Below are 20,619 nucleotides of genomic sequence, written 5' to 3'. Positions count from 1 at the left end.
AGAAGGGGGTCGGGTATGCGCGAGGTGCCCAGGGTCGTCTGGTCGCTGGCCGCGGGGGTCTTCACGAACGCGGTCGTGAGCTTCACCTTCGTCTACCTCTTCGTCTGGCTGACCGCGGTACGGGACCTGCCCGTCGCGCAGGCCGGGCTGATCGCCGGCACGGGCGGGGTGGGCCTGGTCGCCGGCAACTTCACCGGCGGCTGGTTCGGCGACCACCTCGGCCACCGCCGCGTCCTGCTGGCCGGATCCGCCGTCTCGGGCGCCGGACTCGTCCTGCTGCCCGCCCTGCCCACCACCGCGCTGCTGCCCGTCCTGCTGCTCGCGCAGTACGCGGCCGGCACCGTGCGCGCCGCCAACTCCGCGCTCGTCGCCGTCTCCGTGCCCGAGGGCGCGCGCCGCCAGGGCTTCGCCGTGCTGCGCTTCGCCTCCAACGCGGGCTTCACCGTGGGGCCGCCGCTCGGCGCGCTGCTGGCCGCTCACACCTCGTACACCTGGCTCTTCGTCGCCGACGGCCTCGGCACCCTGCTCTTCGCCGGCTACGCCGCCCTCGCGCTGCCCGCCCAGGGCGTCCGCCGGGGCCGCGCCGCGCGCCCCGCCCGCACCGAGGGGCTGTGGGCGGCGCTGCGCGCCAGGCCCGCCGTCGTGGTGCTGCTGGCGACGATCCTCGTCACCGACACCGTCTACCGGCAGCAGTACTCCACCCTGCCCGTCTGGCTCGCCGACCACGGCATTGGCACCGCCGTGTACGGCCTGCTGATCGCCGTCAACGGCGGCGTCATCCTCTGCCTGGAGATCCCGGCCACCGTCGCCCTGCGCCGCCGCCCGCCCCTGCCGATCATCGGCACCGGGCTCGTGCTGGTCGGCGCCGGCTACGCGGCCCTGGCGGGCGGGCCGTACATCGCCACGGCGGTGACCATGATGCTCCTCCTCACGGCGGGGGAGATCCTCTACAAGACCACCGCCACCGCGTACGTGGCCGACAGCGCCCCGGACCACCTGCAGGGCCGCTTCCAGTCCCTGTACGCGGGGGCCTCCGTCAGCGGCACCGTCCTCGCCCCGCCCCTCGGCGGCGCCCTCTACGACGCCGCGCCGGGCGCGCTCTGGCCGGTGTGCGCGGTGCTGGCCGCGCTCAGCGGGGCGGTGCTGCTGGGCACTGCGGCGCGGTGGCGGCGCGGCGCGGGGGAGGCGGCCGCGGAGGCGGTGTCCGCCGGAGCCGTGCCGGGTGGGGCGGGTGCGACGCGGCGCCGTTCCGGATGGCGGGCCGGTTGGGCAAGCGCCGGGCGCAGCGACTAGCGTTCGACATATGACTGAAACGACCGCCACCTCTCGCGCCACCGGTGCCGTTGCCGCAGGCCTCGCCACGATCGCCGACGACGGCACCGTCCTCGACACCTGGTACCCCGCGCCCGAGCTCGTGGCGGCGCCCGGCCCCGCCGGGACGGAACGGCTCACCGCCGAACAGGCCGCCCAACTGCTGGGCGACGCGGCCCCCAAGGCCCTGGGGGCGGACCCGCGCCGCGGTGTCGAGGTCGTCGCCGTGCGCACCGTCATCGCCTCGACCGACGACAAGCCGCTCGACGCCCATGACGCCTACCTGCGCCTGCACCTGCTGAGCCACCGCCTGGTGAAGCCCAACGGCCAGAACCTGGACGGCATCTTCGGCCTCCTGGCCAACGTCGCCTGGACCTCCATCGGCCCCGTCCCCGCCGGGAACGTCGAGCGCGCCCGCCTCGCCGCCCGCGCCGAGGGCCTGCACCTGTCGGTCTACGGCGTCGACAAGTTCCCGCGCATGACGGACTACGTCGTCCCCTCCGGCGTCCGCATCGCCGATGCCGACCGCGTCCGCCTCGGCGCCCACCTCGCGTCCGGCACGACCGTGATGCACGAGGGCTTCTGCAACTTCAACGCCGGCACGCTGGGCACCTCCATGGTGGAGGGCCGCATCAGCCAGGGCGTCATCGTCGGCGACGGTTCCGACATCGGCGGCGGCGCCTCGATCATGGGCACCCTGTCCGGCGGCGGCAAGGCCGTCGTCTCCATCGGCGAACGCTGCCTCCTCGGCGCCGAGGCCGGCATCGGCATCTCCCTGGGCGACGACTGCGTCGTCGAGGCCGGCCTCTACGTCACGGCGGGCACCCGGGTCTGCCTCCCCGACGAGACCATCGTCAAGGCCAAGGAGCTCTCCGGCGCCAACAACCTCCTCTTCCGCCGCAACTCCATCACCGGCACGGTCGAGGTCCTCCAGCGCAAGGGCTCCTGGGGCGGGCTGAACGAGATCCTGCACAGCCACAACTGACCGCAGGCGGCCGTGACCTGCGGCCGCCACATCGATCATTGCTCTGACCTGCCGCCGAGCTGTCGGCAGTTGTCGGCGTTGGTCATCGTTGAGCGCCCTTCCACGGCCCCAGGACGGCCCGGGAGGGCGCTCGCGTGTTGGAGGACATCCGCCTTGTAAGCCTGGTGGTCAGTGTCATCGAGGGTGCACAGGTCAAGTCAGGTTTGTCGGGTCCGCAGCTCAGCGACGCATCTTGACTGCGGCGAACCATCGTTGACCGTGGCTTACCGCCTGATGTGGCACGGCTGTGGTACGCCGTCCTCCCGTCAGACCCATCCGTCATGCTCTGGATCGTGGATGAGAACGCCTTCTGGCAGTTGATCGAGGACTGCAAGCCGGAGCCACCGGACCCGGACGCGGAGCAACTCGTAGCTGCTCTGACGTCGCGCCTGGTCGCGGGCCCTTTGGGTACGGTCAAACAGTTCGCTGAACAGATGTCGTGGGCCCTCTACCGGTTGGATCGCAGAGAGTACGGGCTCAGCCTGTCGGGCGACGCCTTTCTGTACACCCGGACCGCTGTGGTTGCTGCGGGACGAGAGACGTACGACCGGGTCCTTCGGGATCCGGCGGAGTTCGTGCCGTTCGCCGCTGGTGGTGTTTGGGCCGAAAACTTGCTGTACGTTCCAGATCAGGCGTATGAGCGCATCACCGGCGAGGAGTGGGGACGCCGGACGCGCTACTCCTATGAGTCCTACTCCAACACCGCGGGCTGGGCCCGCTCCTAGAACCCGAACCCCAGCTCCGGTGCGCGTCGGCGCGAGTCCGGTTTCGATGAGGCGGCCGCCGGTGATGTCGCTGCGGTGCTGGATCTTTCGGAGTGCTGGACCACGGCGGATCACCGAACGCGGTACGCACGACCGACTGCTCGCCCTCGACGGCAGGTATGCGGCCCTGGTGCGTCGTGACACCGAACTCGCCCCTACGGCATGATCGTTTCCCAATGGGACCACTCGACGGTGCGGACCTGCCGGGCTACCGGCAGGTCGCCGAGCACGCCTGGACCGATGACCACGGCGATGTGATCAGCCTGCACTTCTTCGATCTGCCCCCGGACATACCGGCGCCCCTGGAGGAGCCGGACCGGCTCCGGCAGGCACTCGCCCGCTTCACGGCCGACGCGGGCGGCGGTCTCATCGAGGCCGACGTCGTCCGGGTCGCCGGACTGCCGGCGCTGCGCCAGGTACTCAAAGTGCCGCTGCCGGACCGGCCGAGAGGCCAGGCGTTCCTGGGCACTTACACCCTGCCGCGCGCGGCCTGCAGCGCGGTGGTCAAGGTGCAGGCCTTTGAAGACGGCGTCACAGGGATGCGCGAGGCCATGGTGCTCGCCGAACTCGGGCCCGAGCAGTACTTCCTGGAACATCCCTACGCGCCCGGGCTGCGCGGCGGGCTCCCCTTCCACCGCGCCGACGCCCAGGAGTACGACGCGCGCTTCCCCGGCCACCCGCTCACCCGGGTACGGACGGCGCTCGCCCACCTAGCCGGGACCCTGGGCGCCGAACCCGGCTTCGCGGAGCTCCCGCCCTTCACCGGGCCCGCCCGCCGCGGCCTCCTGGGACGGGTGAGCAAGCGCACACGCCGGGACCGGTGATCCGCCGCGCAGTGCCGGGGGTCGCCGCTACTGTCACGGTGCAGCTGGTGGACTCTGGCCGTCGACGCCTGCCTTGTAAGTTCGATCGCAGTTTCGCCCCGCCTGCAGAAATCCGCGGTCATCGGCGACATCAGGTCGTCCGGGCAGTTGATGCGATCCGTCGCCGTTCGGGTACGTTGATGTCACCCGTCGATGTCAGCCTTTGCCATCTTGCTCAAGCTCCCGTGCTTGCCGCCGCTTGGGCGAAGGGTGGGTGTGCTCCCAGAGCGAAAGGGCCGCGAGGATCAATCCCAGGAGCAGGACGGCGGCTGACTCCCCGTCGATGTCATCCATGGCGAGGCGGCGTTCGCCGAGACCGAGGACTGGGGATACGGCCCGCCTCGCTACCTACCCGCCGAGCGCGTCCGCCTGGGCGCAGAAATCCTTGCCCGTACGACGTACGACCAACTACTCGTTGGCCTCGACCCTCAGGAACTGAATAGGGCCGACGTGTACCCCCTGAGATGGGACACCCCGGACTCCCTGGAGTGGGGACGCGACTACTACGCCGGCCTGACCCGGTTCTTCGGTGCCGCGGCCCGAGACGGAGACGCGATTCTCGTTCGGGTCTACCGCTGACGGGAATCGAGGCTGCACTCTGAGCTTGGGAATCACCGGTCCTTATGGCTCCTGTCGTGCTCTCATTCAGGGCCTTCGGCGCCAGCCGAGCTGCGGGACCTCGTCCAGGTATGCAAGGTGTGTGGGATTCGTAGCCGCGACTTGGGCGTCTGTGTATCCAGGCTGATCGAACTCTTGATTGCGTAGATCCCGGATCGGATCAACTGTTGCGATAAGTGTGTCGCTCATGAAGATTCGACAAAAGGGGTTGTTGTACCAGCGCCATCCTCCGAAGGTGACTTCGGTCATTGGCGCAAGAACTTCTAGGAGAGTGTCGTCCGCCATAGTGCTCCACTGTCGGTACGGAGCGGTCCAAACAACTTCAAGTAGCGCGTTGTGGATAAGGACCTCCGAAAGGGACTCGGCGCTCCGCTCCCACTCCTCGTCGACCTCTCTCTCGTAGACGACATCAGGATCTTCCAAATCGAAAGCGGATTGCCAATCGCGGCTTCCGTCGCACAGGAAGATAGCTTTGCCGTACTTTGCGCTGATCCACTCAGGCGGAACCATGTTGTTGAGGCGCGTGAGTGGTTTGCTCCACCGGGAAAAGAGGGCATGGCATTCTTTTAGGGGGTCCGGAAGCCACTCACAGGCGGCAGGCAACTGCTTGGGTGGCCGATCAGGTATACCGTGCCAATTCGTAAGAAAACGGGGCAGATCAATCGCTGACGGGGAAGTCACGAGGTCATTCTCGTACCGGCCGCTCCCCTGGATCGTGCAACCTTAGCGATGCCCGCGCCTGAGCCGCGTCCTCAACTGATGGAAAATTGTCGGTCTCGGCGCTGCGTACGTTAAAGGCGTTGGGCCTGAGGCGGGTGGCCTAGAAGGGCGGGTCGTCGCTGAAGCCGGAGTGTTGGTCGTCGATGGAGGCCGCATCACCCCACGGCGATCCATCGTGTTCTGTCGGCCGGGGTGGACGGACGTCGGTGGGGCGCATGAGGTCTTCGTAGTGCTGGCCCCAGGCTTTGAGGCCGTCGATGGCGCTGTGTCGGTAGTACTGGGGGCGTTCGCAGGTCGTCAGCAGATCCCGGGCACGGATGGTCAGGTCAGGGCGGTGGCCTGTCAGGTCGGGGTGTTCGGAGAGGAAGACGGCTGTCACGAGGGCCGCGTGGCGCACAGCAGGCTTGCCGTCGTCCAGGAAGGGGGCGACTGCCTGGAAGAACAGTGGCCGCAAGGCCCGTACCGCCTCGATCTCCGGTGAGACTTCGCCCCGCCTCAGTAGCCTGCCGTACAACTCGTCGTCGGTGTCGTGGGCCAGCGACGCCAGCCATTCGAGCAGTTCCACACGGAGCAGGCTGCGCCGTTCCCCTCCGACTGGATGTTCCCAGGAGTAGTAGGTCCCTTCGACCTCGGTACTTGGCTCGGGAAGGATCGCGGCAATGAACAACGCCGCGGGCACCGTGGCCGGGGAGACGCTGTTTGAGTGGCGCAGGCAGTCGAGGTCCTTGTCCATGACGCGCGCGTGGACGACGGGATCGGTACCGCGCAGGGCCGCCAGCGAAGCGGGTATGTCGCTTGCGGGACCCCACAGGTGCTCCAGACCGGCCCAGTCGGTGTCGCGGAGTATCGCTTCCGGCTTGGGCAGATACCGCATCACCGCGGTCGTGGTGTGCTCTGGTTCGGTCGTCACCGGGACATGCTACGGAGGGCCATCCGACGGGATTCAGGTGCTTGCCATCGTGGCTCCGCACATGGGGAGCCTCGCCGTCGAGGGCGTCGAGCAGCCGGACCGCGAAGACTTCGGACATGCGCTCGGCGACTTCGTCGGGCGTGAGCCAGTCGACGGCTGTGGACTCGTCCGAGGTGCGTTCGGTGCCGCCGGCGGGCTTACAACGGAAGACCAGGGCAACGATGCCGCGGGTGGTGTTCTTGTAGACCCCCAGCGAGCCGGCCCTCTTCGACGTGGATGCCGGGTCCACCTGTCACGGCTTCACTGCTGTTCGTCAATGCGCGGAAGCAGTGGCTGCACCGGTTTCGCTTCAACCGCGCCGTGTGGCGTCCAGCGCTCGCCTCGGCCGGCATCGCCCTCGGACGGGAGAACGGCATGCATGCCCTACGGCATTTCTATGCCTCCGTGCTCCTGGACGCGGGGGAGAGCATCGAGGCGTTGACGTCTGACCTGCATCTCATAGAGCACAGCCACAACTGACCGCCGGCAGCCGTGACCTGGGGCCGTCTTGGCTCGCGCGGGAGCGCCCCGCAGCGCGTGGCTGCGGGGCACCCGGCGGGGGCTAGTCGACCATCTGCCCGTCGTACGTGCCGCCCTTGCAGGTGTTGGTCGCCCAATCGACCGTTCCGCCGCCCTGTTCGCACTCACCCGGGGTGGGGCTGGCGGTGGTGGCGGCGGGGGCGGCGGCGGTGGCGGTGGCTGCGCCCGCGAGGCCGAGTCCGGTGAGGGCTGCCGTGGCGATGGCGGCGGCGAGGATTCGTCGAATGCGCATGTGGTTCCCCTTTCACGCATTGCCGCAGTTGGGGCACTACTCAGCCTGATCTTCACCCATGTGGGTGGGCACGTCATGCTGCGCCATTCGGGTGACAGCGCTGTCGGGCGCGGGGCCGGTGACGCGGCCCGTCGGACAGGCCCTGGTGGGCGGTGTTGCGCGTGGCCACCTCGCGGTGAACAAGTTCAGTCGAGGGCTCGCGGGGGAGCCTGGGCTGCCTGCGATGTGGGGGTCTGGGTCCGGACCGCCGCCCGCGCCTCATGGCGTCGTACGGCTGGTGCCGGTGGGGTGAGCGGCGGATGACCGGGCGGGATCACCGCAGGCCGCACGGCTGGACTCGAACGTGTGCACGAATTCAAGCCGTCCCGTCCGTAGCTGCTGGCGGTTCGCGCGCCGGGTGATCGTGCCGCAGGTGACGGCCGCGCCCTGCGGCGGCCCTGATCCGCGGCCGCCCCGGCCGGACGTGACGAGCGCCTCACCCGGGGCCGGGCGGCCCGGGAGGGAGCTCGTGCGTTCGGTCCTCGTTCGGGCCGGAGGTCAAGTCGTACTCGTCGACGTCGAGTTCGGCACCGACTGCGGTGAGGAAGTCCATGGTCCCGCGGTCCAGGTGCCAACCGAAGAGGTTCGGGCCGTCCGGGACTCCGGGACGGTCCCCGGTCGCGTCGTCGAAGTAGCGCACCACCTGGGGCACGGCCCCGCCGCCTTCCGCAGCCAGGCGGCCGGCGAGTTCGGCCACGTCGTCGATGTGGGGCCGGAGCCTGTCGAGGACGCGGACGATCTGCTCGTCCACGTTCAAGTCCGGTTCCGAGCAGACGATCTCCCACGAGTGGTCGACCGGGACCACCGTCGGCCCGGTGCGGCGGCTGTCCCGGACCGACACCTTGTCAGGGCTGACGCCAAGCCGCCGGGTCATCTCGTCCGCCGGGGTGTGACGGCTGTACAAGGCGAAACAGACGTACTGACGCACCGGCATTCGCGAGATACTACCCCCGAGTTCGGGTGATGCCGTTGCCGGTCCCAGGGGAGGGCCGGCAGCGGGTGATCGCGCACGCCGGACGCTCCGCCGCCGCCTCAGCCGTGAGGAGCGTCGGCGGTCGCGGGCGGGAGGGGGAGCCGCAGGACGATCTCGCCGTCGTCGATGTCCCCGGTGGGCTCGAAGCCGAACTTCCGGTAGAAGGGCCAGGGCTCGCCGTCGCCGGGCTCGTAGCTGGTCAGCAGCTCCGTGGCGCCGTCCGCGCGGACCAGGTCGGCGATCTGCGTGAGCACCTCGCGGCCGATCCCGTGCCCCTGGTACCGCTTGTCGATCAGGAGGCGCCAGATGAAGTGCCGCCCCCGGTAGGGGCCGGACGGCGGTCTCCACGAGAGCATCACGAAGCCGACCGGCTCGTCGCCGCGGTACACGGCGCGGTACCAGGGGCCGGCGTCCGGCATCTTCGCGGCCTGCTTGAGGGACAGGGACACCGACGCGACGAACTGCTTCTGCTTGTGCCGGACGCGGAGGGCACGGACGGCTTCCCGGTTCTCGTCGGTGATCTCCCGGAGGTGCACGCCTGCGGACGTCATGCCACACCCTTTCCCGCCGGCAAGGTCGGACGTCTTCGCAGCGTATGCGGACCGGGCGGGACCGGCGCGGCGGGCACGAGCGTGGAGGCGGCACGCGGCGGTGCCGGCGGGCGGAACCGATGTCCGACCCCTGACGTTCACCGGCTGTCAGAGTCCGGCCCCGCCGGTTCCCGCCACCGTCCGATCGGACCGGGAAGGACAGCCATGGTCGAACTCGTACGAACCCTGGTCGAGGCACTCGCACAAGGGCTGCCGGGGCTCAGGGCGATTCGTGAGGAGAAGCGGCGTCGCAAGCTCGGTGCCGAGTTGTTCATCCTCTACGTGAGGCTCAACGAGGCGATGCTGGAGGCCGAAGGGATCGTCCGGAAACTGGAGGCCTACCAGGAGAGGATGGGCCGCCACCTCGAGCGTGGCGACGACGCCTACGCGCTGACCGCCGGGGACTGGGTCACCCGGGACGTGCAGCGGCAGATCGTGAACCTCACGCGGATCTCCGGTCTGATGAGCGACCGCGGTGTGGCGCTGCAGATCATCGATCCCGACGCCTACAACCGGCTTCAGCCGCTGCTCAGCGGGAAGTTCAACGCACTGCAACTGCTCCTCGCCGTCATGCGCTCCGGAGCCCTGCCGCTCGCCCCGACGCAGGAGGACCTCGCGAGGGCCATGGACGTCGGTCATCCCCGCAGCAGGGAGAGCCAGGACCGGATGATGGCCAATCTGCGGGAATTCTCGCCCCGGTGGTACGGCACCGCGCTGACCACGACGTCCGAATGGGGACCGGAGACCTACGAGTGCGTGGTCCGGTACCTGAGGGAGCGCAGGCCGCGCGAGCAGCTGGCCGAGATCCGAGCCGCGCTGGCGGCGCTGCGGAGCGCCCTCGAAGAGCACTTCACGATCTCCGACGTACTGCTGGAGGTCGGGGACGAGCGCCTGGGGACGCGGGGCGGCAGTTTCGTGGGCTGACGTCCCCGGGACGCTTGGGCGGAACCGGTCGCCTAGGGCACCATGTGATCCGCGGGGTTCGTGGTGCGGGCGGCCGGGGGGCCGCCGGGGAGGGAGCGTGTCATGGGTGGGGCGGAGCGGGACGGGTCGGGCTCGGGGGCGGTACGCGCCTCCGTACGCCCCGAGGAGATGATCGCGGAGGCGCGGAAGGCGTTCTTCGTGGTGTTCGGCTTCCTTGTGGTCGTCTGGCTGCTGCAGGTGGCCAACTACGCCGGCCACTACGCGCTGTCGCGGGACTACGGGGTGGTCTCCAGCGACGTCGGCTCCCTGCCGAACGTCCTGACCGCGCCCTTCCTCCACTGGAGCTGGGCGCACATCGAGAGCAACTCCGGTCCGCTGTTCGTGTTCGGCTTCCTCGCCGCGTACCGCGGGGTGGGCCGGTTCCTCGCGCTGAGCCTGCTCGTTGCCGTGACCAGCGGCCTCGCGGTCTGGTTCTTTGAGCAGGGCAACGCCGACACGGTCGGCGCCAGCGGCCTGATCTTCGGCTACTTCGGCTACGTCGTGGTGCGCGGGCTGTTCGACCGGCACCTGATCGACACCCTCATCGGCATCGTGATGGCGGCGTCCTTCGCCTACATGCTGACGGTGGCCGTACCCGGGACGCCCGGCGTGAGCTGGCTGGGCCACCTCGGCGGACTGGCCGGCGGCCTGGTGGGGGCCTGGCTCTTCCGCGACCGGCGCGCCCGCGCCGATCAGCCGGCCCGCGGGAGCGGCGGGCCCTCCGCCGCGACCCGAGCCGGTCTCCCGGCCCCCGCCGACAACCCGCGCGCCGATCTGCACAAGGAACTGGGCGACCTGGGACTGCTCTAGGGCCTGTCGTCCGCGCAAGGGCGCCGGGCGCCTCAGATCCAGGTGTCGAGCCACATCCTGGCGTGCCAGGCGTCGTAGGGGATCGTCCGCCCGGTGTAGATCGGGAAGAAGTAGATGAAGTTCCAGACGATCAGCAGGACGAGCACGCCAGCGGCCACCACCCCGTAGGCGCGGCGGCGTTCGGTCGCCCCTGCCGGGCCCAGCAGCGCGCCGAGCGCCATGGCGAGGGCGAGGCAGAGGTAGGGGAGGAAGACGACGGCGTAGAAGGAGAAGATGGTGCGGTTCTGGTAGTGGAACCACGGCAGGTAGCCCGCGGCGACCGCGCACAGGACGGCGCCGGCGCGCCAGTCGCGGCGCAGCGCCCAGCGGTAGAGCAGGTAGCCGAGGGCGAAGCAGGCCGCCCACCACAGCAGGGGAGTGCCGAGGGCGAGGATCTCCCGCGAGCAGTCGCGGGCGCCGCAGCCGTCCTGCCCCAGCTTGGGGGACTCGTAGAAGAAGGACACCGGACGGCCCAGGACCAGCCAGCTCCACGGGTTGGACTGGTAGGGGTGCGGGTCCTCCAGGCCGACGTTGAACTGGTAGACCCCGTACTCGTAGTGCCACAGGCTGCGCAGCGGCGCCGGGATCCACGACCACGTGCCGCCGCGGCCGTCGGCCCAGTGCCGGCCGTAGCCGTCGTCGCTGAGGAACCAGCCGGTCCAGGTCACCACGTACGTCACCACGGCGACCGGGACGAGGGACAGGAAGGACCAGCCGAGGTCGCGGCGGAGCACCGCGCGGTAGGGGCGGCGGGCCCCGGCCAGGCGGCGGGCGCCGACGTCCCAGAGCACGGTCAGCAACACGAAGAACGCCAGGTAGTACAGGCCGTTCCACTTGACGGCGGACGCGAGGCCCAGGAGCACGCCGGCCGCGAGCCGCCAGGGCCGCGGGCCGGTTCCCGCGCGGGCGCCGGTGTCCCGGTCGGGACCGGCGAAGCCGTCGCCGTCCACCGGGAGGGCCGCGGCGAGCCGGGCCCGCGCGCGGTCGCGGTCGATCAGCAGGCAGCCGAACGCCGCCAGCACGAAGAACATGACGAACACGTCGAGCAGCGCGACGCGGCTCATCACGAAGTGCAGCCCGTCCACCGCCATCAGCCCGCCGGCCAGGCAGCCCAGAGCGGTGGAGCGGAACAGGCGGCGGCCGATGCGGCAGAGCATCAGCACCGACAGGGTGCCGAGCACCGCCGCCATGAAGCGCCAGCCGAGCGGGTTCAGGCCGAACATCCACTCGCCGAGCGCGATCACCCACTTGCCCATCGGCGGGTGCGCCATGAAGTGGCCGGTCCCGGAGAGCGGGATGACCTGGGGGTCGCCCAGGATCTGCGGGTCCGAGACCTTGCGGTCGGGCCAGCCGCCCTCGTAGCCGAGCTGGAGCAGGGACCAGGAGTCCTTGGCGTAGAACGTCTCGTCGAAGACGATGGCGTGCGGGCTGCCGAGGCCCACGAAGCGCAGTACGCCGGCGAGGACGGCGACCAGGACGGGGCCGAGCCAGCCCATGGCCCGTGCGGCGCGGTGCGCACGGGCCGGTCCCAGGCCCAGGGCCCGCCACGTGCGGGTGCCCGGTTCGGGGAAGGGCGGGACCAGCCGCTCGCGGGTGTCGGTCCGGGGGCGTGGGCTGTGGCCGAACCGGCGCAGTCGCAGCGGCCAGTCGGCTGCGGCGGTCGCCGCCCGGGGGTCGCCGGCGTCGTCGTCGGTGCGGTCCGGCGTAGCGGTGTCCGTCGTCACCCGGACATCCTAAGGACGTTGTCGGATCGTCATACTGGCCCCCGTGTTCGAGGAGATCCTGGTGCCGGTCTCGCGCGACCCGGCGGTGGAGTTGTTCGTCGCCCTGGCAGGCGATCCGGCCGGTCCGCCGCTGCTGGTGGTGCACGGTGGACCCGACTGGGACCACACGTATCTGCGGCGGCCCCTGGACCGTCTCGCCGGGCACCGCCGGATCGTCCTGCCGGACCTGCGCGGCTGCGGTCGCTCCACCCGCGGGCTCGCCGACGGCCACTACACGCCGGACGCGGCCACCGCCGACCTCGCGCGGCTGCTGGACGCGCTGGGCATCGGGCGGACGGACGTGCTCGGCTTCTCGTACGGAGGGCTGATCGCGCAGCGCCTCGCCCTGGCCGCGCCCGGGCGCGTACGGCGCCTGGTGATCGCGTCGAGCAGCGTGCTGCCCGTGCCGCCGGACGCCTTCGACGGCTGGCGGGAGCGCGAGGAACGGCTCGCTGCGGAGGCCGCGGTGTGGTCCGACCCCTCGCTGTCCGGGGCGGCCCTCACCCGTGCCGCCGCCCTGGCCTCCGCGCCGGCGAACGTGTGGCGCGCGGCGGCACTGCCCGGTTACCTCGACGTCCTGCGCGGCGTCCGCTTCACCGCGGAGTGGCTGCGCCCCTTCGAGGCCGGGACGCTGCCGGGGCCGCGCCGCCCGGACGACCCCGAGCGGCTCGCGGCGCTCGGCCTCCCCGTGCTGCTGCTGCACGGACGGCAGGACATGACCTTCCCGGTCGGCCTGGTCGCACCGACACTGCGGATCCTTCCGTCCGCGCGGGCCGCGATCATCGAGGAGGCCGGGCACATGGCCCACATCGACCGGCCTGACGCCTGGCTGGAGGCCCTGGAGGACTTCCTCCGGGAGGGCTGACCCGCGGAGGGTACGGCGACGCGGCTCAGACGACCGGCGGACGGTGCAGGTCCGGCGGACGGATCCCCGCGTCGTCGAAGCGCTGCTCCAGTGCCTCCGTACCGTGCTCGCGGCGGTAGACGATCTCGGACGTGGTCACCGGCAGCAGCCACAGCAGGCGGGCCCTGCCGCCCGGCAGGTGGCAGACCTCCAGGTCGGACCCGTGGAGGTACGGGAGGCTGACCAGGATGTGGTCGCAGGCCGAACCGGGGACCCAGGGTTCGCCGACCGGAAGGCTGTGGCCCACGCCGAGCGGGTGCGGCCGGGGACCGCAGTGGTAGAAGGCGGTCAGGGCGATCAGGTCGGCGAAGAGGGGGTCGGGGACCGGGGCGGTCAGGACGAACTCGACGCCGTGGCCGTCGTGGTTCGCCCGGGACCGGCATCCGGCGGTCAGATAGGTCCAGTGGTCGCCGCGGGGACCCGGGCCGACCTCGTCGACCCGCAGCCAAGCACCGTGCGACGCCGGTCGTCGCCCAGGTCGTGGGCGGCCGTGCCCACCGGGTGGCCCGCGGGGCGGCGCGCGGGGGACGGTCGTACGCCCCGTCGCGCACCGGTGCTTCCGCGGGGGCGCGCGGCGCGGGGCGTGCGTACCCCGGGCCGGCTCCGGCGGTGGGGCGGAAGTGACCCCGCTGACGGGTGGAACGGCCGTACACCTTCCCCGGGGCCCGCCCCCGCACGTCAATACCGACGGATCGCACGTCCGTTGCGGTAACGGCGGGTGACGGAAGGCCGAAGCGCACCCGCCGGGCGCGCACACGTCTAGGCTGGTGCTGCGCCTTCAGGCGCCCCCAGGACACCGCTGCATTGGAGACCCCGCCATGGCCGCTGACCGCCTCGACCTGCCGCCGGTGAGGCTGCTGCCCGAGGAGGAGCTGGCGCGGTTCGCACTCGCCGTACCGCTCCTCGACCGCGCGGTGCGACTGGCACGCTGGTGCGCGCCGCACGTGAGCGTGGACGCGATGGGGGAGCTGACCGCGGAGGACGTCCCGCGTGCCGTCCGTGAGCTGGGTCTGGAGGGGCAGCCGGACGGCCCGGCGGACGCGGCGCAGGCCTGGGGCGTGGCCGTGGACGCCGGCCTCGTCGACCTCGACATCGAGGACGCAGCGGACGAGGACGACGAGCAGGCCGGCGCCGGGATCGTGGCGCTGGATGAGCCCGCGGGGCGCGCCGTGCCCGGCGAGGCGCTGCAGCGGCTGGACGCGGGCGGGCCGCGCGAGGTGCTGGAGGTGTGGCTGGCCGCACTGGACACGGCGCTGGCCGAGGCCGCGACCCCCGACCTCGACGGCCTGATGGAGGAGCTGGGCCCCGACGGCGAGGTCGACCTGGGCAGCCTGGACTGGGACCCGGAGGAGGAGGCCGAGTTCCTCGAAGGCGCGCTGGCCAACCTCTACCTCTTCACCGCCATGGAGGACTCCGGCGGTGACACCAAGGACGCCGTGCCGCTGCCGGTCCTGGCCGCGTCGCTCGTCGTCCCCGAGGACGTGGAGGAGCCGAGCGACGCCCTGCTGGAGGACGTCACCGAGGTGATGATGCGCCTCGACGAGCACTTCCGGCTGCTCACGACCACCGGGCTGCTGGAGTACCAGCCCCTGGACGAGGCCCTGATCGAGGAGGCCGAGTCCGAGGACGACGGCCCCGCCGAGGGGGCGGCGGTCTTCCCGGAGGAGATCGGGCCCGAGGAGGTCTCCCGTTACGGCCTGGTGCGGCTGACCCCGCTCGGGGTGTACGGCGTGCGCTCCCGGATGGTCGACGCCGGCATGCACGCCCCGGTCGCCGGCGACCTGGCCGGCGAGCCCGCCGCCGTCCTGCTGGAGGCACTGTTCCGGTACCCGGACCAGATCGCCCGCCGGGAGGCCGACGCGTGGCTGGGCAACCGCAAGCCGTACGACGCGGCCCGCGAACTGCTGGAGGCGGCGCGCGGCGAGGACCGCAGCGCGCCCGGCCGCCGGCTGGTGGCCCAGCAGACCCTGAGCCTGCTCGGCGACGAGGCCGAGCCGGCCCTGCGCGAGGTCCTGGCCGACCGCCAGCTCGGCGGACTGGCCCGGGTCTGGCTGACGGAACGCGAGGCGGCGGACGTCCCCGCGCCCGACGAGGACATGATCTTCTGGCTCACCGTCGACACCCTCGCCGCCCAGCTCGACGCCGACGACGACCCCGAGTTGCTGCGTGAACTGGTCACCGACCTCGTCGCCCGGCACGACGGGTTCTTCTCCGCCGCCTGGCGGGTGGACCACCCGGCGACCGCCGACGTCCTCGAGGCCATGGGGCGCATCCACCCCGACAAGCGGCTGGCCAAGGAGGCGCGCAAGGCGGCCTTCAAGGCCCGCTCGGCGGGCCCCGCGGCGCCCTGAACCATCCCCGGCCCCGCGGGGAGGGGCGCGGCGCGGGTCCGAACGCCTCAGGGAATGGGCGTCGGAATGTCCTGCTCAGTTCAACTTCCGTTCGCCGGGGGGCGGGAGCGTGACTGCGGCAGAGCAGTGACCTTGTGGCCTCAGGAGAGAACGATGACTCTCACCCGCAGAGACTTCGCCAAGCGCACGGCGATCACCGGTGCCGGAGTCGCACTGGCCGGAACCGTCGACGTCCTCGCGACCGCCCCCGGCGCCCTCGCCGCCGAGGCGCCGGCGACCGCCGCGGAGGCGGGCGCGTCCCGGCACCACGGCCGGCTGGGCTACGGCGAGCTGGTCCCGGACCCGAAGGGCATCCTCGCCCTGCCCGAGGGCTTCTCGTACCGCGTCATCACCCGGACCGGCGTCACCAAGCTGGAGTCCGGCGAGTCGACCCCCTCCAACCACGACGGCACGGCGACCTTCGAGGGCCTGCGCGGCGCCACGCTGCTCGCCAACAACCACGAGCTGGCCGGCGCCCGCGCCGACTGGCCGCACCCGGTCCCGCTGACCGAGGGCCTGGTCTACGACTCCGGTGCGGCCGGCGGCGTGACCATCGTCGAGGTCGCCAAGCACGGCGGCCACGTCGTGGAGTGGGTCGGTGTGGCCGGCACGGCCACCAACTGCGCGGGCGGCCGCACCCCCTGGGGCACCTGGCTGACCTGCGAGGAGACCGAGGACAAGGCCGGCAAGAACGGCTTCCTGAAGGACCACGGCTACGTCTTCGAGGTCGATCCGTACGACCGCAAGGCCAACCGCGACCCCAAGCCGATCAAGGCCCTGGGCCGCTACGCGCACGAGGCGGTCGTCGTCGACCCCAAGCGCGGCCACCTCTTCCTGACCGAGGACGCCTCCAACCCCAACGGCCTGTTCTTCCGCTGGACGCCGCCGGCCGGCTTCCACCACGGCCGCGGCAGGCTGCGCGCGCTGCCCGAGGACGCCGGCGTGCTGCAGGCCTTCAAGTGCTTCGACTCGGGCGGCAAGTTCGTCGACGACCTGTCCCGCGCCACGAAGATCGGCACGGTCTACGGCGTGGACTGGGTGGACGTCCCGGACCGCGACGCGAAGACGACCTCCGTCCGCAAGCAGTTCGCGACCGGTGAGGTCACCCGGGCCCGCAAGCTGGAGGGCATGTGGTGGGGCGACGGCGGCGTGTACGTCGTCTCCTCCTACGCCCGCGAGGAAAGCCCGGGCGCGTCCCACGACGGTGCCGTGTGGTTCTACGACCCCAAGCGCCGCACCCTGACCCTCAAGGTCCTCCTGGGCGTCAACCCCGACCCGTCGGCCGACGGCGCCTTCGACGGCCCGGACAACATCACCGTCTCGCCCTACGGCGGCCTGGTCATCGCCGAGGACGGCGCGGGCCGGCAGCACCTGTTCGGCGCGCTCGGCGACGGCCGCACCTACCCGATCGCCCGCAACGAGCTGAACATCGGCACCGCGGAGGAGCCGGAGTACAGCGAGTTCACCGGGGTGACCTTCTCGCCCGACGGCAAGACGCTGTTCGCCAACATCCAGGACCCGGGCATCATGCTGGCCATCACCGGCCCGTGGCGCCGTCAGGGCCACGGCGGCGCCTGCTGAACCGTGACCGCGTCACCCGAGCCCGGTGGTCCGTGCCCCGCACGGGCCACCGGGCTCGTCGCGTCGCTCAGAGCGCCTGCGCGGCGGGCTTGACCATGCCCTTGACGGTGCGGGAGTCGACGAAGTCGCCCATCGCGGTCATCTCCCACTCGCCGGAGAACTGGCGGATGAACTTGGCCATCATCACGCCGGTGCGGGGCTCGGCGCCGGTGAGGTCGAAGCGCACCAGCTCCTCGCCCGTCGTGCCGTCCATCAGACGGCAGTAGGCCTTGGCGACCTGGTTGAACTTCTGGCCGGAGAAGGAGTTCACCGTGAAGACCAGCCCGGTGACCTCGGGCGGCAGCCCGCCGAGGTGGACGGTGATCACCTCGTCGTCGCCCGCGCCCTCGCCGGTGAGGTTGTCGCCGGAGTGCTGGATCGCGCCGTTCAGGATGCTGAGCCGGCCGAAGTAGCAGGACTCGATGTGGTTGCGCTGCGGTCCGTACGCGATGACCGAGGCGTCGAGGTCGATGTCCTTGCCGCGGTAGGCGGGCTCCCAGCCGAGGCCCATGCGGACCGAGGCCATCAGCGGCTTGCCCCCCTTGACCAGGGAGACCGTCTGGTTCTTCTGGAGGTTGACCCGGCCCTTGTCCAGGTTGATCTTGCCGGTTCCGACCGGCGGGGCAGGCGGGGCGGGCGGGACCGGCGGCGCGGCCGGAGGAGCGGGGGGAGGGGTCATGGCGGCGGCCGGAGGAGCGGGCGGCGGGGGAGCCACGGGCGGCGCCTGGGGCGGTGCCTGCGGCGCGGCGGCCGCGGGCTCGTCGACGGAGACGCCGAAGTCGGTGGCGATGCCCGCCAGCCCGTTCGCGTACCCCTGGCCGACCGCGCGGGCCTTCCAGGCGCCGGCGCGGCGGTAGACCTCGACCACCACGAGCGCGGTCTCGGTGCGCAGCGCCGGCGGGGTGAAGGTCGCGAGGACGGTGCCGCTGTCGGCGTCCCGCACGGTCGCCGTCGGCTCGGTGCCGGCGAAGGTGGCCCCGGGCGCGTCGGGGCTCGCCGTCACGACGATCTTCTCGATGTCAGCCGGTACTCCCGCGGTGTCGACCGTGATCGCGTCGGGTGAGGTGCCGCCACCGGACCGGTAGGTCACTCCCGGTCCCGCGGGCTGGTTGTAGAAGACGAAGTCGTCGTCGGAGCGCACCTTGCCGTTGGCGGCGATCAGCAGGCCCGACACATCAAGCCGCACGGGCGCGGATACCTCCACCGTCACGCGCGCCGCGGAGAGCGGGATGTTCGAGCCGGGTGTCATTGCGGTCATGCTCCGCTTAACGATCGTTCCGGGTTTACGGTTCCATTACCGAACGGAGTTTTCACCCGTCACGCATCGTGGTCATCAGCGGCGGCGGTACGGGGATCGGCCTGGCCGTCGCGGAGGCCTTCGTCCGCGACGGGGACCAGGTCGTGCTCGGACGGGTCGGCGTTCCCGGGGACGTGGCCCCGCTCGTCCACTGGCTCGCCTCCCCGGGCGCCGCCCATGTCACCGCGCAGATCCACCAGGTGAACGGCGGGGCCGAACGCGGACGCCGAGCGCCGCCGCGGTCAGTGGGGCCAGATGGGCGGGTGCGTGGTGAAGTGGCCGCCGAGGTGGGCGTGGTCCGGGTTCGCGGGGTCGAGTTCGCCCTGCTCGGCGATGAGCTTCGCGGCGAAGGGCTCGGAATCGTCCTGCGGCTCGTAGCCCAGCGCCCGTGCGGAGGACAGGTCCCACCACAGGCGGGTGTTGGCCGAGCTGCCGTAGACGACGGTGTGCCCGACGCCCTCGGCGGTGAGGGCGGCGTCGAAGAGCCGGGCGCCGTCCTCGGGGCTCATCCAGACCGAGAGCATGCGCACCGACGTCGGCTCCCGGAAGCAGGAGCCGATGCGGACGGAGACGGTCTCCAGGCCGTGCAGGTCCCAGTAGAGCTGGGCGAGGTCCTCGCCGAAGGCCTTGGACAGGCCGTAGTAGGTGTCGGGGCGCCGCGGGGTGTCGACCGGGATGAGCGGGTCGTCCCCGACCGGGCGCGGGGTGAAGCCCACCGCGTGGTTGCTGGAGGCGAAGACGATCCGCGGCACGCCCTCCTCTCGGGCGGCCTCGTAGAGGTTGTACGTGCCCTCGATGTTGGCGCGCAGGATCTTCTCGAAGGGGGCTTCCAGGGAGATGCCCGCGAGGTGGATGATCGCGTCGACGCCACGTACGGCCTCGCGCAGGGCGGCGCGGTCCGCCAGGTCCGCGGTGATCGCGTCGGGCGCGCCCTCGACGGGCAGCATGTCGAGGAGACGCAGCTCGTAGCCGTGCGCCGGCAGCAGCTCGCGCATCAGGGTGCCCAGGCCGCCTGCGGCGCCGGTGAGCAGGACGGTGCGGGGAGCGGGCATGCGCGGGTCTCCTCGATCGGGCGTCCATGTTCATGGACGTTATTCATATTCATGGACACGCTAAAGAGCGCTTGTCGAAGCGTCAAGACTCCACCACCTGCGGCTGTCTTCCTTGACCCTTCCTCTGCGCTGCCTTAGCGTGAACGCGTTCATGAATATAGACATCGATCAGATGAGCGCACAGACGCCAGTCTTCAGGGAGAACCCGATGACCGATGCCGCCTCACTCTCCGCGCGCCTCGACGGCCTGCTGTTCTTCCCCGTGACGCCCTTCGGCCCGGACGGCGCCGTCGACCTGGAGGTCTTCCGCGCGCACGTGCGCCGCGGGATCGAGGCCGGGGCCGGGGCGGTCTTCGCGTGCTGCGGCACCGGCGAGTTCCACGCGCTGACGCCAGAGGAGTACGGCGCCTGCGTCGCCGCGGCCGTCGAGGAGTCCGCGGGCCGGGTGCCCGTCGTCGCCGGCGCCGGCTACGGCACCGCCCTGGCGCTCCAGTTCGCGCGCCTCGCCGAGGAGGCGGGCGCCGACGGACTGCTCGCCATGCCGCCCTACCTCGTCGTCGCCGACCAGGCCGGACTGCTGCGGCACTACGCGGCGCTCGCCGCGGGCACCTCGCTCGACGTCATCGTCTACCAGCGCGACAACGCCGTCCTCACCCCCGCGACCGTCGCCGAACTCGCCCGGATCCCGCGCATCATCGGCCTCAAGGACGGCGTCGGCGACCTCGACCTGATGCAGCGCATCATCAGCGCCGTCCGCAGCGCCGTCCCCGACCGCGACTTCCGTTACTTCAACGGGCTCCCCACCGCCGAACTCACCGGCCTCGCCTACCGCGGCATCGGCGTCACCCTCTACTCCTCCGCCGTCTTCTGCTTCGCGCCCGAGATCGCCCTCGCCTTCCACCGCGCCCTGACCGGCGGCGACGACGCCACCGCCAACGCCCTCCTCGACGGCTTCTACCGGCCCCTGGTGGAACTGCGCCAGCAGGGCCGCGGCTACGCCGTCTCCCTCGTCAAGGCCGGGGTCCGGCTGCGCGGGCTCGACGTGGGCGAGGTGCGCCCGCCGCTGTCCGAGCCCTCGCCCGCGCACATCAAGGAACTCGCCGAACTCATCGACCGCGGCCTCGCCCTGCTCGGCGAGGACTGACGTACGGTGACCCG

At 71.4% G+C, this 20,619-nt stretch carries 21 protein-coding genes and 3 pseudogenes; 13 read left to right on the top strand and 11 right to left on the bottom strand.

From position 1 onward, the window contains the following. Nucleotides 1-15 precede the first annotated feature (15 nt). The 5 genes from ACFW3D_RS13640 to ACFW3D_RS13620 all read left to right on the top strand — a co-directional run bounded on the left by ACFW3D_RS13640 (nt 16) and on the right by ACFW3D_RS13620 (nt 4,541). Entirely contained in the window at nt 16-1,293 is a 1,278-nt protein-coding gene (locus ACFW3D_RS13640; RefSeq protein ID WP_500504294.1) for an MFS transporter, read from the top strand. Nucleotides 1,294-1,303: 10 nt separating this feature from the next. Further along, nucleotides 1,304-2,296, top strand: coding sequence for a 2,3,4,5-tetrahydropyridine-2,6-dicarboxylate N-succinyltransferase (dapD, locus tag ACFW3D_RS13635; RefSeq protein ID WP_500504293.1), 993 nt, complete (start codon nt 1,304-1,306; stop codon nt 2,294-2,296). A gap of 332 nt (nt 2,297-2,628) precedes the next feature. Next, the gene (locus ACFW3D_RS13630; RefSeq protein WP_500504292.1) at nt 2,629-3,060 is read left to right on the top strand and encodes a DUF4240 domain-containing protein; all 432 of its coding nucleotides are present in this window, start codon (nt 2,629-2,631) and stop codon (nt 3,058-3,060) included. Nucleotides 3,061-3,275: 215 nt separating this feature from the next. After that, nucleotides 3,276-3,923: a hypothetical protein gene (locus tag ACFW3D_RS13625; RefSeq protein ID WP_500504291.1), complete on the top strand. Its 648-nt coding sequence runs from the start codon at nt 3,276-3,278 to the stop codon at nt 3,921-3,923. A gap of 327 nt (nt 3,924-4,250) precedes the next feature. Beyond that, on the top strand, nt 4,251-4,541 hold the full coding sequence (locus ACFW3D_RS13620) for a DUF1877 family protein (protein ID WP_500504393.1): 291 nt from the start codon (nt 4,251-4,253) through the stop codon (nt 4,539-4,541). A 66-nt stretch (nt 4,542-4,607) separates the two neighbouring features. On the opposite strand, the gene ACFW3D_RS13615 is transcribed toward ACFW3D_RS13620, so the two are convergent. From ACFW3D_RS13615 to ACFW3D_RS13605, 3 genes and pseudogenes are all read right to left on the bottom strand, one after another. Continuing rightward, complete coding sequence (locus ACFW3D_RS13615; protein ID WP_500504290.1) at nt 4,608-5,003, bottom strand: hypothetical protein; 396 nt, start codon at nt 5,001-5,003, stop codon at nt 4,608-4,610. Nucleotides 5,004-5,400: 397 nt separating this feature from the next. Further along, a complete protein-coding gene (locus ACFW3D_RS13610; RefSeq protein ID WP_500504288.1) occupies nt 5,401-6,210 on the bottom strand; it encodes a hypothetical protein in 810 nt (269 codons plus the stop codon). 22 nt (nt 6,211-6,232) lie between these two features. Next, nucleotides 6,233-6,491: pseudogene (locus tag ACFW3D_RS13605) on the bottom strand (NUDIX hydrolase); the annotation flags it as partial. A gap of 1 nt (nt 6,492) precedes the next feature. Here ACFW3D_RS13605 and ACFW3D_RS13600 point away from each other — a divergent pair. Beyond that, nucleotides 6,493-6,702 (top strand): annotated as a pseudogene (locus ACFW3D_RS13600) (site-specific integrase); the annotation flags it as partial. Nucleotides 6,703-6,811: 109 nt separating this feature from the next. Here ACFW3D_RS13600 and ACFW3D_RS13595 read toward each other — a convergent pair. The 3 genes from ACFW3D_RS13595 to ACFW3D_RS13585 form a co-directional block, all read right to left on the bottom strand. Continuing rightward, complete coding sequence (locus tag ACFW3D_RS13595) at nt 6,812-7,021, bottom strand: hypothetical protein (protein ID WP_500504286.1); 210 nt, start codon at nt 7,019-7,021, stop codon at nt 6,812-6,814. A 475-nt stretch (nt 7,022-7,496) separates the two neighbouring features. Further along, on the bottom strand, nt 7,497-7,994 hold the full coding sequence (locus tag ACFW3D_RS13590) for a DUF4279 domain-containing protein (protein WP_500504285.1): 498 nt from the start codon (nt 7,992-7,994) through the stop codon (nt 7,497-7,499). Between the two features lie 98 nt (nt 7,995-8,092). Next, complete coding sequence (locus ACFW3D_RS13585) at nt 8,093-8,584, bottom strand: GNAT family N-acetyltransferase (protein WP_500504284.1); 492 nt, start codon at nt 8,582-8,584, stop codon at nt 8,093-8,095. Between the two features lie 204 nt (nt 8,585-8,788). Here ACFW3D_RS13585 and ACFW3D_RS13580 point away from each other — a divergent pair, with 204 nt between their 5' ends. Continuing rightward, nucleotides 8,789-9,547, top strand: coding sequence for a hypothetical protein (locus ACFW3D_RS13580; protein WP_500504283.1), 759 nt, complete (start codon nt 8,789-8,791; stop codon nt 9,545-9,547). 102 nt (nt 9,548-9,649) lie between these two features. After that, a complete protein-coding gene (locus tag ACFW3D_RS13575) occupies nt 9,650-10,396 on the top strand; it encodes a rhomboid family intramembrane serine protease (protein WP_500504282.1) in 747 nt (248 codons plus the stop codon). Nucleotides 10,397-10,428: 32 nt separating this feature from the next. Here the strand turns inward: ACFW3D_RS13575 and ACFW3D_RS13570 are convergent, their stop codons facing one another. Then, entirely contained in the window at nt 10,429-12,159 is a 1,731-nt protein-coding gene (locus ACFW3D_RS13570) for a dolichyl-phosphate-mannose--protein mannosyltransferase (RefSeq protein WP_500504281.1), read from the bottom strand. Between the two features lie 43 nt (nt 12,160-12,202). On the opposite strand from ACFW3D_RS13570, the gene ACFW3D_RS13565 reads away from it, so the two are divergent. Beyond that, on the top strand, nt 12,203-13,063 hold the full coding sequence (locus ACFW3D_RS13565) for an alpha/beta fold hydrolase (protein ID WP_500504280.1): 861 nt from the start codon (nt 12,203-12,205) through the stop codon (nt 13,061-13,063). Between the two features lie 25 nt (nt 13,064-13,088). Here ACFW3D_RS13565 and ACFW3D_RS13560 read toward each other — a convergent pair whose 3' ends face one another. Continuing rightward, a complete protein-coding gene (locus ACFW3D_RS13560; protein WP_500504278.1) occupies nt 13,089-13,859 on the bottom strand; it encodes a suppressor of fused domain protein in 771 nt (256 codons plus the stop codon). A 61-nt stretch (nt 13,860-13,920) separates the two neighbouring features. On the opposite strand from ACFW3D_RS13560, the gene ACFW3D_RS13555 reads away from it, so the two are divergent. Both ACFW3D_RS13555 and ACFW3D_RS13550 read left to right on the top strand, forming a co-directional pair. Continuing rightward, a complete protein-coding gene (locus ACFW3D_RS13555; protein WP_500504277.1) occupies nt 13,921-15,453 on the top strand; it encodes a hypothetical protein in 1,533 nt (510 codons plus the stop codon). Nucleotides 15,454-15,606: 153 nt separating this feature from the next. Beyond that, nucleotides 15,607-17,073: an alkaline phosphatase PhoX gene (locus ACFW3D_RS13550; protein ID WP_500504276.1), complete on the top strand. Its 1,467-nt coding sequence runs from the start codon at nt 15,607-15,609 to the stop codon at nt 17,071-17,073. A 67-nt stretch (nt 17,074-17,140) separates the two neighbouring features. Here ACFW3D_RS13550 and ACFW3D_RS13545 read toward each other — a convergent pair whose 3' ends face one another. Next, nucleotides 17,141-18,361 (bottom strand): TerD family protein, encoded by a 1,221-nt coding sequence (locus ACFW3D_RS13545; RefSeq protein ID WP_500504392.1) that lies wholly within the window; start codon nt 18,359-18,361, stop codon nt 17,141-17,143. Nucleotides 18,362-18,429: 68 nt separating this feature from the next. Further along, the gene (locus tag ACFW3D_RS13540; protein WP_500504275.1) at nt 18,430-18,561 is read right to left on the bottom strand and encodes a hypothetical protein; all 132 of its coding nucleotides are present in this window, start codon (nt 18,559-18,561) and stop codon (nt 18,430-18,432) included. On the opposite strand from ACFW3D_RS13540, the pseudogene ACFW3D_RS13535 reads away from it, so the two are divergent. Continuing rightward, nucleotides 18,520-18,633 (top strand): annotated as a pseudogene (locus ACFW3D_RS13535) (oxidoreductase); the annotation flags it as partial. The gene ACFW3D_RS13540 and the pseudogene ACFW3D_RS13535 sit on opposite strands and share 42 nt — an antisense overlap. Nucleotides 18,634-18,651: 18 nt before the next feature. Here ACFW3D_RS13535 and ACFW3D_RS13530 read toward each other — a convergent pair. Beyond that, a complete protein-coding gene (locus tag ACFW3D_RS13530; RefSeq protein WP_500504274.1) occupies nt 18,652-19,461 on the bottom strand; it encodes an NAD-dependent epimerase/dehydratase family protein in 810 nt (269 codons plus the stop codon). A gap of 208 nt (nt 19,462-19,669) precedes the next feature. Between ACFW3D_RS13530 and ACFW3D_RS13525 the strand changes: the two genes are divergently transcribed. Continuing rightward, complete coding sequence (locus ACFW3D_RS13525) at nt 19,670-20,605, top strand: 5-dehydro-4-deoxyglucarate dehydratase (protein WP_500504273.1); 936 nt, start codon at nt 19,670-19,672, stop codon at nt 20,603-20,605. The last annotated feature ends 14 nt before the right edge of the window (nt 20,606-20,619 follow it).

Origin of the sequence: Streptomyces sp. NPDC058864 (genome assembly GCF_042742985.1) — a bacterium.
In the GTDB taxonomy this organism is placed as follows: Bacteria; Actinomycetota; Actinomycetes; order Streptomycetales; family Streptomycetaceae; genus Actinacidiphila.
Note: the sequence above shows the minus strand (reverse complement) of the source record. Positions and strands in the feature narration are given on the sequence as shown.